We start from the raw sequence: 15,873 nt of genomic DNA, 5'->3' as shown, positions 1-15,873 counted from the left end.
CTACTTAAAATCAGATAACATGATTCTTTTAGCTACACAATCAACAGTCATTATTACCAGTGTGATTTTCTTCCTGGTGGTGATTTTGTTGTTGGTTAGTTTGTTGTTGTTTGCCAAAAAGAAACTTACACCATCGGGTGTTGTTAAAGTCGATATCAACGACGGTGAAAAGGTCCTGGAAGTAAATCCGGGTTCCACTGTTCTTTCGACCATGGGAAACAACGGCATTTTTCTACCATCGGCATGTGGCGGAGGTGGAACCTGCGGCATGTGCAAATGCCAGGTAGTTGACGGTGGTGGATCGATCCTTCCAACCGAGGTCGACTTTTTCACCCGCAAGGAACAGCAAAACAACTGGCGGCTTGGATGTCAGGTCAAGATACGTCAGGACATGAAAATAAAGGTTCCCGAGGAAGTAATGGGAATCAAGAAATGGGAATGCGAAGTGGTTTCGAATCATAACGTGGCCACCTTTATCAAGGAATTTGTCGTTAGACTTCCCGAGGGCGAAAACCTCGATTTTCAGTCGGGTGGTTATGTGCAAATTGATGTTCCCAAATACGAATGCGACTTCAAGGATTTCGACATTGAAGAAGAATACCGCGACGAATGGGATAAATTTGGTTTGTGGGATCTGAAGATGAAAAACAACGAAGAAACCTACCGTGCCTACTCCATGGCCAACCATCCTGCCGAAGGGAACATCGTAATGCTGAATATTCGTATTGCCACTCCGCCATGGGATCGTCAGAAGAATACCTGGGCCAATGTGCCTGCCGGAATATGTTCGTCGTACATCTTCTCGCGCAAGCCGGGTGATAAAGTGACCATCTCAGGCCCTTATGGTGAATTCTTTATTCAGGAAACCAATAACGAAATGCTTTACATTGGTGGTGGTGCCGGAATGGCTCCTTTGCGTTCACACCTTTTCCACCTTTTTCATACGCTGAAAACAGGTCGTAAGGTAACTTACTGGTATGGTGCCCGTTCGGTGCGCGAAATCTTTTATGAAGATCATTTCCGTGCCATCGAAAAGGAATTCCCGAACTTTAAATTCACCATTGCCCTGAGCGATCCTCAACCCGAAGATAACTGGGAAGGACCGGTTGGTTTCATCCATCAGGTGATTCATGATGAATACCTTAAAGATCATGATGCTCCCGAAGACATCGAATACTACATGTGTGGCCCTGGCCCAATGGTAGGCGCAGTAAACAAAATGCTGTACGATTTGGGTGTTGAAAATGAGAACATCTATTACGACGATTTCGGAAATTAAGTACTTGTTTTTATTAAAAATAGAAGAGCCATTCGTCAACTGACGGATGGCTCTTTTCATTGTTGAATAAATATAAAATAATGTGTAGTGAAAAATTCCTTTTTAGCTTATAGCTGAATGGGTATGCCGTTATAAAAATCAAGAATTTTTGAACGGAAAATAAAGTCATATTTGGCTTGAATAAGGTTCGATTCGGCGATGGCCAGATTGGTTTTGGCATCGTTGTATTCAACTGAATTTACACGCCCTACATTGAATTTTTCTTCAATGTAACGAAACGATTCCTGCATCGACTTTACCGCCACCTTGTTGGCATTGTAGCGCTCAAGTGCAGCCAGTGCATTTACATAAGCCTGTTCGATTTGTTTACGTAACTGCTTTTTGGCACTTTCGAGTTCCAGCTCACTGTTCAGAATCTGCAATTTCGAATTCTCTACATTGGTTTTATTCTGATAACGGCTAAAAATGGGTACGCTCAGGTTGACTCCTACATTCTCGCTCAGGTTGTTTTCAAGCTGATCGGCAAAGGCTGGAGAGAATTCTGATGCAAAATAGTTGTTCGAAATGCCTGCATAAGCCGAAAGGGTTGGCATTTTGCCACCTTTGGCAATATCGAGTTGTACTTCGGAACTTTTCAACTGATACTCGGCACTTTTAATTTCGGGGCGAACCTCAACCGCCTTGTCAAATACCAGCCTGGCATTCATCAGGGTAATTTGGGCTTTTAGTTCAGGAATTTCAGGTACTGCAATGTTGAAAGTCGAATAATCTTCGAGTTCAAGCAATTGGGCCAGGTTCAGTGTGGCAATCTGCAGGTTATTCTTCCTGTTCACCACATCGAGCGATTCACGGGCAAGCTGCGATTGTACTTCAAGCAAGGCTCCTTCGGCAATCTTTCCGGCCTCGACCAGCTTTTTTGTGCGTTCAATTTGCTTCATGGTCTGTTCAAGCTGCGATTCGGCTACTTTGACCAGCTCTGTGGCAAATAAAATGTTGAGGTATTCCGAGGCAATGCTCAGCATGATATCATCCTTGGCTTTTTGCAGGTTCTCGATGCTCGATTTCAGGTCCAACTCGTTTTGTTTGATGGTATTGTTTAAAGTACCACCCCGCCAGATGAGCACATTGGTATTAATACCTGCACTGGTGTTGCCCTGTGTGATATTGTCGTAGGTGCCTGCCTGGGTTTCTGAGCGTCCAAAGTTGATGCCCTGTGAAAGGCTGCCATTCAGGTTGGGCAGACGATTGTAGCGGGCCTGCTTAAACTCATTTTCCTGGTAGCGCGAATTGATTTCGTACTGCTTGATCATGATGTTGTTGGTCAGCGCATATTCGATACACCGTTCAAGTGTCCATTGTTCCTGTGCCCTTGTTGTTGTAAACAGGGCAAACAGTATGATGAGTAGAATGATTTTCTTCATTTTTTCAGCTTTTTAGGCAAAGTCGGTTTTAGGCATCAGCCCCGGCCGATTCTGCTTTTTGTTTTTTCAGTTCCTTAGGGTCGATTTTTTCCCCTTTAATTTTGTCTTCAAATTCGAGTCCTTCGAGTACTTCAATGTTTATTCCATCGGAAAGACCTACCTGAACAAAGCGTTTTTCAAATACCTGAGAATCGGTTTCGACTTCGACAAACGATGAATCGTTTTCAAACTTTAACAGGGCTTCGGGAATTACCATTACACTGTCGCGCTCTTCGAGTACGATACTTGCATTGGCACTGTAACCAGCTCTGATAAACTGACCTTCCTTGAGGTTGACATCGGCCTTAATTTCGAATTGTATGGCTCCGTTTTCTTCTACTCCCTTAGGAGAAAGATAGCGTAAAATGGCATCGTAGGTTTCGTTTTCGATGGCGCCAATGGTAAGGATGATGTTCATTCCTTCCCTGATTTTGCCTACTTCGGTTTCGTCAACTTTTCCTTCGAATACCATGTCGGTCATATCGGCTACTATGGCAATGGTGGTTCCGGCATTAAAGGTATTGGCCTGAATGACCGAGTTGCCTACTTCAACCGGAACGTCGAGCAGCATGCCGTTGATGGTTGAACGAATGAGCGTGTTGGTGGTTTTTTCCGATTTTTTGGTCACCCCTTTTTTGATCAGCTCGAGATTGTTCTCGGCTGACGAGAGCTCTTCGCGTGCCGTGTTAAAGGCAAGCTGAGCTTTTTGGTATTCTTCAAATGGAATGACTTTTTTCTCAAATAATTCATGCTGACGTTCGTAATCGATTTTAGCATCTTCGTAATTGAGTTGTGCACGGTTTACCCTCGATTCGGCATTGTTGAGGGTGACCATGTCGGGGATGATTTTTACCTTGGCAATGATGTCACCGGTTTTCACCATCTGACCAGCTTCGAGATAAACTTCTTCAATAATTCCCGATACCTGTGGTTTGATTTCAATTTCTTTTCGTGGAACAACCGACCCTGTAGCCACTGTTTTTTTGGTAATGGTTTCTACCTTGGGTGTCTGGGTTTTAAATACCACCGGTTTGTTTTTCGATTTGGTGTAGAGAAAGTAAAACGTACCCAGGAATACTGCGATCAGTAGTACGATTCCTGAAATTCTAAAAAACTTTTTCATGACTATTCTATTTAGTTTTATTAATTATTTTTTCGATTCATTGTTGTTTTATTCGGCCCTGAGTGCATCAATGGGCTTTATTTGTACGGCCTTTCTTGCTGGAATGTAGCCCGCAACAGCCCCCGATACGATGAGTACGGTAAGACAGGCGATGGCTACCGAAAGGTTGATTTCGGGGTTCTTAATAAAAACTCCTTCGGCTCCGCTTGCGGCTGCCATTTCGAGGGCATAATTGAAACCTTCGAGTAGGAGAATTCCCATAAATAATCCGAGGTATCCGGCGGCAGTAGTCAGGAAAACACTTTCGAGGATAATTTGCCCGATCACTTTGCGTGGGGTGGCTCCAATGGCTCTCATTACGCCAATTTCCTGGGTTCTTTCCTTAATAATTACCAGCATGATGTTGCTTACTCCGATAACTCCGGCCAGCAAGGTTCCGATTCCTACAATCCATGTCAGAATTTGAATCCCCATAAACAGTGAACTGAACTGTTTGAACTGCTTCTCCAGGTTGATGTGGCCAATGGCCTGAACATCGTTGGGGGCAATTTTGTGTCGCTGTTTCATGGCGTCCATTACGATTTGTTCAACCTGGGTTGCACTGTACCCTTCGGCAGCTGTTATACCCATAATGTGAACATCGTTTCCGTAGTTGTAGGCAACCTGCATGGTGCTGAAGGGCATGAAAATGCTTTCCTCCGTGCGTCCATTGATGTTGATTCCCGAAATTGGTTCAACAACCCCGACTACCTGGTAATAAACTCCGTTAATGCGCAGGTACTCGCCCAGTGGGTCTTCGTCTTTTGCAAACATTTCTTCATACACCTTGGTGCCAATGACGCAGATTTTTCTTTTTTGAAGAATATCAACTTCATTGAGCCAACGGCCCTTGAGCATAGTTCCGGGGTCGATGTCGTTCCATTCGGGATAATCGCCTTTGATGTAAAACGAGGCTGTTTTATCTTCCCTGACGGTGTTGTTTCCACCACCTCCGCCGGCAAAAAGTCGCGGTGCCACAATGTCGGCTTCAGGAATGTGTTTCCGAATGAATTCAACATCTTCATTCTCGTAGCTCCACCAACGGCCCCGGCGCAGCCCCTTGTAGGGTTCGCCCGTACGCTGGGTCCACATAAAGAAGGAATTGGTGGCCACCTGACCTACGCCTTCGGTGATTCCGTTTTCGAGTCCTTTCCCGGCTCCGGCCATTATAATGAGCATGAAGATGCCCCAAAATACACCGAATGCGGTGAGAAAGCTTCTGAGTCGGTTTTTCTTCAGTGCGCTTATAATTTCTTTCCAACGATCTATATCAAACATGGCTATAATTTTATTCGTCGTGTAATGCTTCGATTGGTTTTACTTTTGAGGCTCTTTTGGCCGGGATGTAACCTGCAAGGGCTCCGGCCGATACCAGCAGCAGCATGGCACTTACTGCAATGCGCAGATCAACGGTCGGATTCAGGAACATGCGCATTTCTCCCTGGTCGCCACTGGCTCCCACCTGGGCATTGGCTTGCTGTTCCATCATGAAATTGACGCCTTCCATCAGGCTGATTCCAAGAAACATTCCAACATATCCTGCAAGGGCTGTTATCAGTATCGATTCGAGCAGTACCAGGCCAATAATTGATCCCGGCGTGGCTCCCAGTGCTTTTCGAATACCAATTTCCTTGGTTCGTTCCTTCACCACAATCAGCATGATGTTGCTAACGCCTACAATACCGGCAATGAGGGTACCGATACCAATAAGCCAGACAAACATTTTAATGGCGCTGAATATTTTCATGGTTTCGATGTAGTTTTCAAGCGAATTGTAGATGCCGATGGCTCGCTGGTCGTCGGGGTTGAACTTGTGATTTTTGGCCAGCAACAAACGAATTGCTTCTTCAATGCCTTCACTTTCAGCTTTTGAAACATCGACGGTGGTAAGTGCCAGGTTGTGAATGTGGTTCCCTGCATTAAAAAGCGTTTGTGCAGTCGAAATCGGAATCAATCCCTGGCGGGTTCCTTCACGGGGATCAAGTTCATTGTAAACACCTACCACTTTAAAGGGAACATTCCCCACCTTAAGTATTTGCCCGATGGGATCGACGTGCTTGAAAAGGGCTTCGCGAATGTCTTCACCAATTACCATCACCTTCCGGTTGTATTTCATGTCGATGTCGTTGATAAACCGGCCGCTTGTGATTTCAAATTTTTCAATATCCATAAAATCGGGGTGACACGACTGGGTGTTGTAGTTTCCGTATTCATTGTTAAAAGAATACGTGCGATCGCCAATCCAGTAACGGGCCGATATTTTGTCGATCTTGTCCATTTCGCTGATGGCTTCGTAGTCGTCCATGGTGAACTGGATGCGCCTGCCTGATTGAAATCCGGCATGCGGCATACTTGTTTCCCTGCTCCAAATCCACATGGCATTGAGTGCATTGCCTTCGAAGTTCGAACCAACGCCGTTGCTTAAACCGTTACCTGCTCCCAGTAAAACCATCAGCATAAAAATTCCCCAGGCAACGGCAAAGCCGGTGAGAAAAGTACGCAGCTTATTCTTCTTGATCGTACTCAGGATTTCCTGCCATTTGTCAATATCGAACATAGCTATACAGTTTGTGGGTCTTTTGCGTAGTTGGCCTTGAAACTGGCCAAATCGCCATTGATAATCATGTCGCCAATGTTGCCGTCGCGCAGCTTGATAATTTTGTCGGTCATGGCTGCAATGTCGTGTTCGTGAGTAACAATAATGATGGTAATGCCATCCTTGTGAATGGCCTTGAGTATTTCCATCACTTCATACGAGGTTTGGGTGTCGAGTGCTCCGGTAGGTTCGTCGGCCAGAATTACCTTGGGCTGAGAGATCAGGGCTCGCGCAATGGCCACCCGTTGCTTTTGCCCCCCCGAAAGCTCATTGGGCATATGATCGGCCCAGGGCTTCAGACCCAGTTTGTCGAGATACTCCAGGGCGATGGCATTGCGTTTTTTCCGGCTTACGCCCTGATAATAAAGTGGAAGTGCAACATTTTCCATCGCATTCTTGAAGGAAATTAAATTAAAAGACTGAAAAATGAAACCCAGCGTTTCGTTGCGGTATTTGGCCGCATTTTTTTCACTCATGTTACTGATCAGCTGCCCATCGAGATGATAGGCTCCCTGGTCGTAGTTGTCGAGTATGCCAAGGATGTTGAGCAGGGTCGATTTTCCTGAACCCGAGGAGCCCATTATGGAAACAAACTCTCCGGAGTTGATTTCGAGATTGATTCCTTTAAGTACATGCAGGTTGTTCGATCCCGTGTGATACGATTTGTGAATGTTTGTAAGTGTTATCATGGCTATTCTTCTAGTTTGCTTTGGAAATTGGTATCAAATGTGAGGCTATCGTTTCAGAAATTACCTTTATTATAGATGAACGGTTGATTTTTATCGGTAATTAACTGCTTTGTCCGATTAGTACCGTATTCACTCATTTATTACGTTTTTTATTTTTTTAACTATTTCAGACTACAATAATCGTGCACAATTAATATTGTAAATCAGTGTTTTGAAAGTTGTTTGAGATTTCTTTCCTACAGATTTTTAAACGTTGCACAATACTGCTAGGACGATGAATGGTAGTGAGAAGTTACAAGGGAATGAATTTCTTAAACAGTTTTGAAATATTAGCACGACCATCTTATTCGTCTGACTGATCGATTTTGAAAATTGAATTAAAACCTCCATTTTTGCATCTCTGAAATGAATTGTTAATGGTATTAATGAAGTTGAAATACAAATACATCGTTGCAGCATACATGGCCATGTTGATCCTGTTCTCAAGTATAGGATTTAATGTTGTTGAAACCTTGTGTGATGTATGCAATGTGGTTTCCACTTCTATTACTATTGCTGAAGAAGAAAAGAGTGATGAGTGTTTGTGTTGTACTGAAAGCACCGCCGATTCATGTTGTACCAACGATATGAGTCATCAGGCCGATCATCATCACAGCACTACTTTTTATGCAAAACTGGATGTCGATTCACTCAAAGCCAAAAGCCAGAAGGTAAATTTGTCAACGCCTGTAATTGCCTTGTTTGTTTGTCATCTGCTGCCTGAATTCATAAGCGAGTTTTCTATAGATAAAATTGATCTTTTCCAGTTTCTTTCTGCCGATACGGGCCGTGCTGTATTGGCAAGGATTTGCATTCTGCGGATTTGAATACCGACAATTGTACTTATTGATTTGTAATAAATAGTTGTCGAATTCTTATTTCAATTTAATTATGAGATTTTGTTTTTTTACCCTGCTTTTGTTGGGTATACTATCCATACCGGCTGCCGGTGATGAGTTAAAAGGCGTGGTACGCGACAAGGAGCAAAACGATGCGCCGCTTGTTGGGGCCAATGTATATTGGGCCGAAACGACGCATGGCACCACTACCGATGAAAATGGAAGTTTTAGTATCGATGTGCATCATCACGGAGCTCATCCGCTGGTAGTATCCTTTGTAGGTTATCATCCCGACACCATTCAGATTGCTGATCAGGAGGACCTGATTACGGTTTATCTTGAAAAGCAAAGCGAACTGGGTGAAGTGCTGATACGAGAGCGGCAGAAAGGCCAGTACCTTTCGACCATGGATGCAGTGCAAAGCACAAAGGTTACGGCATCGGAGCTGCAGAAAGCCGCATGCTGTAATCTTTCTGAGAGTTTTGAAACCAATGCCTCGGTCGATGTGAGTTTTACCGATGCGGTTACCGGTGCCAAGCAAATTAAAATGTTGGGTCTTTCGGGTATTTATGTGCAAACCATCGCCGAAAATATGCCTTCGGTTAGGGGAATGGCTGCACCTTACGGTCTGGGCTATGTCCCAGGGCCCTGGATGGAGTCGATCCAGATATCAAAGGGTACTTCGTCGGTACTAAATGGCTATGAAGCCATTTCGGGGCAAATTAATGTAGAATTCAAGAAACCTCTTGGCGACGAAATTCTTCATGTAAACCTTTATGGTAATGATGCGCTGAAAAGTGAAGCCAATTTGAACTATACCTACCGGTTCAACGATAGTCTGGCCACCACTTTCTTATTACATGCCGAGAATCATCGTCTTGAAATTGATGATAACGGTGACCACTTTCTCGACATGCCCCATATTCAGCAAATTAACCTGATGAACCGCTGGTATCAGACAACTCCCGATGGCGGAGATCGTCAATTGGGTGTTAAATTACTGAATGAACACAGGCAGTCGGGGCAGGTAGGAGCCTTTAATGATCTAAGTTCAGGTTTGTATGGCATTGATATTAAAACCCGTCGAATTGAACTGTTTGCAAAAAACGGCGTACTCCTGCCAAGGGTTGGAACGAGCATTGGCATGCAGCTTTCAGGTAGTTATCATGAGCAAATTGCCAGCTATGGCAAACAATTTTACGATGGTTCGCAGTACAATGCCTACTTCAATCTGATTTATCAGGGCAATTTTGGTACTGATCTGCATACCTACAAAACCGGGGTTTCGTTTTTAGCCGATGCCTTTGATGAGCAACTCGATGAGGCCAATTATCTGCATCGTGAGTGGGTCCCTGGTGTTTATTATGAATACAATTATCATTTGCGCAATGGGTTTAACTTGCTGGCCGGCCTCAGGGCCGATTACAGTTCGCAGTTTGGATTCTTTGTAACACCCCGTATGCATGCGAAATGGGATGTTAGTTCATGGCTTACCTGGAGAGCTTCGGCAGGCAAAGGTTACCGTACGGCCGTTCCTCTGGCCGAAAATAATTATTTGCTTGCCAGTTCACGAAACATCGTGATCGATGATGACCTGCAGCAGGAAGAAGCCGTGAACCTTGGTACAAGCCTGATAGCTGAACTGCAGTTGGCCGGGCGTGATCTGACCCTGATGTTTGATTATTATCGTACCCGTTTTATCAATCAGGTAATCCGTGATGTCGACAGCAGTCCGTACGAAGTGCATTTTAGTAATCTGAACGGTAGCTCCTTTTCAAATGCCCTGCAGGCTGAATTGATTTATGAAGTGCTCGATGGCTTAACGCTTAACGCAGCCTATCGGATCAACGATGTGCAGCAAACAGTTGATGGAAGGCTAAGAGAAGTCCCCATGAATAACCGCTATAAAGGGCTTGTTAGCTTAAGTTATGCAACCCGTCTCGACAAATGGCAGTTCGATTTTACCAGCCAGTTTAACGGAGGTGGGCGCATGCCCGATCCCGATCAGGACGATCCGCTGTGGTCTGAAACCTATGGAAGTTATACCGTTTATAATGCCCAAATTACCAGGCGCTTCCGAAAGTGGGAGTTTTACCTGGGGGGAGAAAACCTGGGCAGTTTCACCATTCCACAGCCAATAATAGCAGCCAATGATCCATGGAGCAACAACTTCGATGGTTCGATGGCCTGGGGACCGGTTCATGGACGGAAAGTGTATGTGGGACTGCGTTATACCATTCGTTCGTACAACTAATGATAAATTGGATTTAAGCAGGATTGTGTTTGTGCAGGCCCATAAGTGCCTTAAAAAGAATTATGTATAATTTTAAAAAATAAGACAGATGAAAAGTTTAGCAATTTTTTCAACTTTTGTAATGTTTTTCTTCTTTGTTTCAATATCACAAGTTGAAGCGGCCACCAAGAAAAGTGAAAAAACCGTCGTATTTGAAGTAAGCATGGATTGCCATGGCTGTGTGAAGAAAATAGAAGACAATATTCCCTATGAGAAAGGAGTGAAAGATTTAAAGGTTTCACTCGATCAGAAAACCTGTGAAATAACTTACCGTGAGGACAAAACCTCCGAAAAACAGCTGATTAAAGCTTTTAATAAGCTGGGCTATAAGGCAGAAATTAAGAAAGCGGAAAGCGAAACAAAGTCAAAAAGCAAGGAATAAGCAGCTAAGGAAGAAGAGGTACCCCCGGGGGTGTCTCTTCTCTGTTTAATCGAACGAAGTAAGGTATTCGAGTGCTTCGGCCATCGTTTTAAATGAGCGAATGTTGCGTGAACTCGCTTCCAGAAAACCATTAAATACAAAGGCTATCATTCCGTACAGTCCAATAACGGCACTTGCTTTTACAAATGAGGTATTTTCACGTGCTACTTTAATGAAATGAGTTCTGATTTCATGATTGAAGTACATGTGCTCGAGATTCGACAATACCAGTGCTGAATGAATATTGCGTTGTCGGATGATCTTGCCTCCTTCAGTTTCCAGTTCTTTAATCTCCTGAAGTTTTCTCAAATTGCTAAAATCGAGGTAGATAATAGTTTTTCCTTTATGTTCAATTAACACGGGTTTTCTCATCGTTTTTCCTTTACTAAATAAATGAAATCTGGCATTTTTAGCTGCATTAAAATTAAAAAAGAACACTTTAGCTGGTGTTCAAAAAATATACCGTCTTTCGCATATTTTTCGTAATCTTGCACCATGATACAGATTGGAAATACCATTGTAAGTTTTGACCTGTTTGATCGCTTTTTTTTGTGCGACTTAATGGCCTGTAAAGGAGCTTGTTGTGTTGAGGGAGACTCTGGTGCTCCGCTAACTGTCGATGAAGCCCAAACAATAGAAGCCAATTATCAGCATTATCAACCTTATTTAATCGAAGCATATCAACAAACGATCGCAGAACAAGGGTATGCTGTAAGCGATGAGGATGGTGATTTGGTAACACCGCTTTTTAATCATCGCGAGTGTGCTTACACTTTTAAGGATGAGCATGGTATTACCCGCTGTGCCATTGAAAAAGCGTTTCTTGAAGGAAAAACCAATTTCAGAAAACCCCTTTCGTGTCATCTGTTTCCCGTCCGAATTACTTCCTATACCGAATTTGATGCTGTTAATTATCAGCAACTCGACATCTGCAAGGATGGACGTGCCTGTGGCAAAGCACAAGAACTTCCGCTTTATCGCTTTCTGAAGGAACCACTCATTCGCAAATATGGTGCTGAATGGTACAAAGAGCTTGAAATAGCTGCAGAACACCTTAAGCATACTCCTCATTGATTTTGATTGATAAACGCGATCTTTGCATTGACCGAATCGATTAATTCGTGCAGGTAGTCGGGAACATTGCTTTTCTTTTGATCAATTAACCAGTACCGGTCAACTGTGCCCTGGCTTACAGCCAGATAAATTCCACCCCAGTCGCCAGCATCGGGCTGACCAATTATGGTATCGCTTTCATCGTATAACTTTTCGGGAACAATGTCCCATAGATCATTCACCCGATGATAATACCGTGATTGAGAAAGAGAAAAGTCTCCTTCGTAAGGATTTGTATAAGCCGGATACTGATCGCGAACATCCTCGAATAAAAGCTGGTTGTCCAGTCTGAAAATTTCGACGCAGCCTTCGCCCATGCATTCACCATAAAAGTGTCCGAATACCAGGCTTGCCTTTTGCTGATCACCATCGTTGCTTGTGCATGCAATAGTAAGCAACAATACAGCTGCTGGTAAAATGTGTTTTAATTTCTTCATTGCTCAATTATTTTAATGTAAAGCCAGCATACTTTTTTCGGGTTAGCTGTGTTGATTTCTTTCAAACTGATGTGCAAAGTAACTGATCGGTTGCGTGCAATACAAAACATTCTTTTCCTGTTTATTACACTTTTTGCTGAATTGATTCAATTATCTTTGTGTATTTTAAATGAAATTCTTGTTTATCTTTATCTTTATTTTGAAAACCAGCGGTCTAACTTTTACCATCATATGAATTTTAAGCTTTTTTTATTATTTTATATGTTTTTACTTTTGAGTGGAAAGGCACAGGAGCCAACCTACTCATTAAGTCCTGATAAAAAATTATCGCAATATAATATCGACCGCTGGAGCACCGAAAACGGGCTTCCAACCAATTCCTTACTGTACGTATATCAGTCGTCCGACGGCTATCTTTGGATTACGGGCTATGCCGGACTAATTCGATACAATGGGCATGAGTTTAAAGTTTTTAATAATGCCAACACCGATGTTCTGAATAGCAATGTTATTCGAAACATTCGTGGCGACGATCAGGGCCGCTTGTGGATCACCACGCTCGAAAACGGACTGATTATGTACGATAATGGTCGCTTTGAAATGTTTGGTGAGGAACAGGGGATTGTTCACCTTTACCGTGGCCTGCTGGCCGACAGCAAGGGACGAATTTGGGCAGCATCGCCCGATCACGGATGGTTCTACTTTAAAGACGGAGTTTTCAATTTCATCGATTTTAGTTCTCCCCTTAAACACATCGAAGTGAGGGCAATTGCCGAAGACCGGAAAGGATCGATCTGGTTTGCTACCATGGGCGAGGGCCTTTATCGATACAGTGCCGGAGAGTTAACCCGCTTTGATGCCAGCGATGGGCTCGACAATGAGTGGATCTACAGTCTCTTTTTCGACAAGGACGACCATTTGTGGCTTGGGACGGCTCAGGGAATCTATCATTTCGGCGGAAAACGCTTTGTTCGGGAAATACCCGAAATAACATCTACCATTAGTGAAATGCTGACTGACCGTTATGGTAATTTATGGATAGGTAGTTTTGATGGAATTTTCAGATTAAACCTGCAGAGCAGGCAGCTTGAACACATTACCGCCGCCAACGGCCTGGCCAATAATTTTATTACCGATATGGAATTTGATGCCGAAGGAAGCTTGTGGATCAGTCATTATAAGGGAGGCTTGTCACGTATCAAGGATGGGAAATTTACGAATCTGACATCAAAGGGTGGTTTGCCGGGTAAGGTAGTTAATACGGTATACGAAACTGAAAAGAAGGAAATATTGGTAGGTTTCGATAATGGGAAGCTTGCTTGTATTTCTAGCAATAAAATTAGAGAAGTTCATTTGCCTCAACAGCTTGTCGATGTTCGTATCCGACATGTAACTGTCGATGAGGAACAAAGCAAATGGCTTAGTACTTATTCAGGTTTAATGATTATTAAAGCCAACGGCACCATTGAAATGCTGAACGAAGCCAGCGGCTTTATCGGAACCAAAATAAGACTGACCTTCCATGATAGCAGGGGAAATGTATGGGTGGGAACCCGAAATAACGGACTGGGGATTATTCGTCCCGATGGAAGCATTGATCACCTGAGCGTCGACGATGGTTTATCGTCGAATCTGGTGATGGCCATCGACGAAGATCGTGAAGGCAATATCTGGGTGGGAACCAGCGAAGGCGAAGGAGCACTCAACAGGATCGACAGCCTTGGTAACATCAAAGTGTTTGGAAAGGAAAATGGATTTAAAAGCGATGTGGTTTTTAATATTTCCTGCGACAGAGAAGGAAACGTCTGGCTGGCAACTGTCGATGGATTGTGGTTGTTTCGCGATCAGCAGTTTGATCATGCTACTACCCGTAACGGCCTGTTCGATAATTCTATTTACGATATTGTAGAGGACGATCATGGCCATTTGTGGATGCCCTTCGCACGGGGAATTATGAAGGTAGAAAAATCTGATTTGTTTACACTTTTTAATAAGGCAAGCGATTCGGTGCATTGTCGGGTTTTCGATCAATACGACGGGATGGCTGTTTCCGAATGCAACTCAACAGCCCAGGCACTTAAGGGCAAAAACGGCCTGCTATACTTTCCAACACTCGACGGACTGAGTATTATCGATCCGGGTGATACCCTGGTGAATAATTACCTTACCCCGGTTGTGATTGAACGGCTCGAAGTCGATAACCGGCCACTTGCTTTGGAACAGAACCAGGAATTTTCACCCGAGCATCGCCGCTATACTTTTCATTTTGCCGGTCTTAGCCTTTACGAACCCGAAAAGGTACGTTTTCAATACCGGCTCGAAGGCTTTGACGATAGCTGGAATACGAGTACCGCCCATTCCGTTTCATACACCAATTTACCAGGAGGACAATACACTTTCACGGTTAAGGCCAGTAACAACGATGGAGTATGGAACGAGCAGGAAGCATCACTGAGCTTTTCCATAAAACCCCGTTTTGTTGAAACAAGCCTTTTTTATATTCTGTTGCTCATTGTTTCCTTTGTGAGCATCTTTGTGATTTATACCCTCAGGGTTTCACAATATAAACAAAAACAAAGCGATCTCGAGCTGGCCATTGGCATCCGAACCCGTGAAGTACTTGAGAAAAATCAGGAACTCGAAAATCAAAAAAGCGAAATACAAAAGCAAAACCGGATACTTCAAAAACAAAAAGATGAGATCGAAGAGCAGGCGCTCCGTCTTGCAGCCCATCAAACCGAGCTAAAGGAAACCATCTTAACAAAAGATAAAATTTTGTCGGTAATTTCGCACGACCTCCGCAGTCCGCTTGGTAACGTGATGAACATGCTCGATTTGCTGTCAGAGCATGGAGATGATTACAACAGCGAAAAGCAAAAACGAATCATTGCCGATTTGTCAAAGACCACCCGCTCAAGTTTTTATCTGCTCGACAACCTGCTTACCTGGTCACGCAGCCAGCGCGGGGTCATTCCTTTTGAACCACGTATGTTACTGGCTTTACCTGTAATCGACGAAATCATTCGTTTTTTAAGCGATCATTCCCAAAAGAAAAACATCCGTGTTCAATGCACCGTCGACGAGTCAGTGCTTGTTTACGGAGATGAGAACATGGTGAAAACCATTTTCCGTAATCTGCTCGACAATGCCATCAAATTTACACCGCCCGGAGGATCGATCGAAATTAGTCAGACTACCGAAGGAGAGTACATCCGTTTTTGTTTCCGCGACAATGGCGTGGGCATGTCGAAAGAGAGCATCAGCAGGCTGTTGGAAAACGACGAAATCAAGGCCACTTTCGGAACACAACGTGAAAAGGGAAGTGGCCTGGGATTGCTGCTCGTAAAGGAGTTTGTATTGAAAAATAAAGGGAAATTCAGCATCGAAAGTGCACCGGGACAAGGAAGCTCATTTTATGTGCATTTAAAGCGCTTCCAGTTATAAGAAAAAAAAGACCTGCCCCGGCCGGATTAACCTTTGAGCAGATCTTACTGTGGAAACTAAAACCAATGGTTAGTTATAACGACAGCTTTTCAACCTGGTGG

The 15,873-nt window shown here is 43.7% G+C and carries 13 protein-coding genes; 6 read left to right on the top strand and 7 right to left on the bottom strand.

All coding sequences use genetic code 11. The features are described 5' to 3' along the window. The first annotated feature begins 19 nt into the window (after nt 1–19). Nucleotides 20–1,279 carry an NADH:ubiquinone reductase (Na(+)-transporting) subunit F gene (nqrF, locus tag FHS86_RS12105; protein ID WP_429413806.1) on the top strand — a complete coding sequence of 420 codons (1,260 nt, stop codon included), beginning with the start codon at nt 20–22 and terminating at the stop codon, nt 1,277–1,279. 107 nt (nt 1,280–1,386) lie between these two features. Here the strand turns inward: nqrF and FHS86_RS12100 are convergent, their stop codons facing one another. The 5 genes from FHS86_RS12100 to FHS86_RS12080 are packed head-to-tail and all read right to left on the bottom strand — an operon-like array spanning nt 1,387 to nt 7,186. Continuing rightward, nucleotides 1,387–2,700, bottom strand: a complete 1,314-nt coding sequence (locus FHS86_RS12100; protein ID WP_429413803.1) for a TolC family protein — start codon at nt 2,698–2,700, stop codon at nt 1,387–1,389. Nucleotides 2,701–2,728: 28 nt separating this feature from the next. Continuing rightward, on the bottom strand, nt 2,729–3,862 hold the full coding sequence (locus FHS86_RS12095) for an efflux RND transporter periplasmic adaptor subunit (RefSeq protein ID WP_429413800.1): 1,134 nt from the start codon (nt 3,860–3,862) through the stop codon (nt 2,729–2,731). A gap of 48 nt (nt 3,863–3,910) precedes the next feature. Continuing rightward, nucleotides 3,911–5,179 (bottom strand): ABC transporter permease, encoded by a 1,269-nt coding sequence (locus FHS86_RS12090; RefSeq protein WP_429413797.1) that lies wholly within the window; start codon nt 5,177–5,179, stop codon nt 3,911–3,913. A gap of 10 nt (nt 5,180–5,189) precedes the next feature. Beyond that, a complete protein-coding gene (locus FHS86_RS12085; RefSeq protein WP_429413794.1) occupies nt 5,190–6,458 on the bottom strand; it encodes an ABC transporter permease in 1,269 nt (422 codons plus the stop codon). A gap of 2 nt (nt 6,459–6,460) precedes the next feature. Next, entirely contained in the window at nt 6,461–7,186 is a 726-nt protein-coding gene (locus tag FHS86_RS12080) for an ABC transporter ATP-binding protein (protein WP_429413791.1), read from the bottom strand. A gap of 416 nt (nt 7,187–7,602) precedes the next feature. On the opposite strand from FHS86_RS12080, the gene FHS86_RS12075 reads away from it, so the two are divergent. The 3 genes from FHS86_RS12075 (at nt 7,603) to FHS86_RS12065 (ending at nt 10,739) form a co-directional block, all read left to right on the top strand. Next, complete coding sequence (locus FHS86_RS12075; protein WP_429413788.1) at nt 7,603–8,052, top strand: hypothetical protein; 450 nt, start codon at nt 7,603–7,605, stop codon at nt 8,050–8,052. 64 nt (nt 8,053–8,116) lie between these two features. Beyond that, nucleotides 8,117–10,318 (top strand): TonB-dependent receptor, encoded by a 2,202-nt coding sequence (locus tag FHS86_RS12070; RefSeq protein WP_429413785.1) that lies wholly within the window; start codon nt 8,117–8,119, stop codon nt 10,316–10,318. A gap of 88 nt (nt 10,319–10,406) precedes the next feature. Beyond that, nucleotides 10,407–10,739: a heavy-metal-associated domain-containing protein gene (locus FHS86_RS12065; RefSeq protein ID WP_429413782.1), complete on the top strand. Its 333-nt coding sequence runs from the start codon at nt 10,407–10,409 to the stop codon at nt 10,737–10,739. A 45-nt stretch (nt 10,740–10,784) separates the two neighbouring features. Here FHS86_RS12065 and FHS86_RS12060 read toward each other — a convergent pair whose 3' ends face one another. After that, nucleotides 10,785–11,150, bottom strand: a complete 366-nt coding sequence (locus tag FHS86_RS12060) for a hypothetical protein (protein ID WP_429413780.1) — start codon at nt 11,148–11,150, stop codon at nt 10,785–10,787. A gap of 123 nt (nt 11,151–11,273) precedes the next feature. On the opposite strand from FHS86_RS12060, the gene FHS86_RS12055 reads away from it, so the two are divergent. After that, complete coding sequence (locus tag FHS86_RS12055) at nt 11,274–11,852, top strand: DUF3109 family protein (protein ID WP_429413777.1); 579 nt, start codon at nt 11,274–11,276, stop codon at nt 11,850–11,852. Here FHS86_RS12055 and FHS86_RS12050 read toward each other — a convergent pair. Then, nucleotides 11,846–12,328, bottom strand: a complete 483-nt coding sequence (locus FHS86_RS12050; protein ID WP_429413774.1) for a hypothetical protein — start codon at nt 12,326–12,328, stop codon at nt 11,846–11,848. The genes FHS86_RS12055 and FHS86_RS12050 overlap by 7 nt on opposite strands. A gap of 261 nt (nt 12,329–12,589) precedes the next feature. On the opposite strand from FHS86_RS12050, the gene FHS86_RS12045 reads away from it, so the two are divergent. After that, nucleotides 12,590–15,772, top strand: a complete 3,183-nt coding sequence (locus FHS86_RS12045) for a ligand-binding sensor domain-containing protein (protein WP_429413771.1) — start codon at nt 12,590–12,592, stop codon at nt 15,770–15,772. The last annotated feature ends 101 nt before the right edge of the window (nt 15,773–15,873 follow it).

The organism is Roseimarinus sediminis, assembly GCF_050433125.1.
Lineage (GTDB): Bacteria > Bacteroidota > Bacteroidia > Bacteroidales > Prolixibacteraceae > Roseimarinus > Roseimarinus sediminis.
The sequence above is the reverse complement of the archived record's forward strand: the minus strand, read 5'-3'. Positions and strand labels throughout refer to the sequence as shown.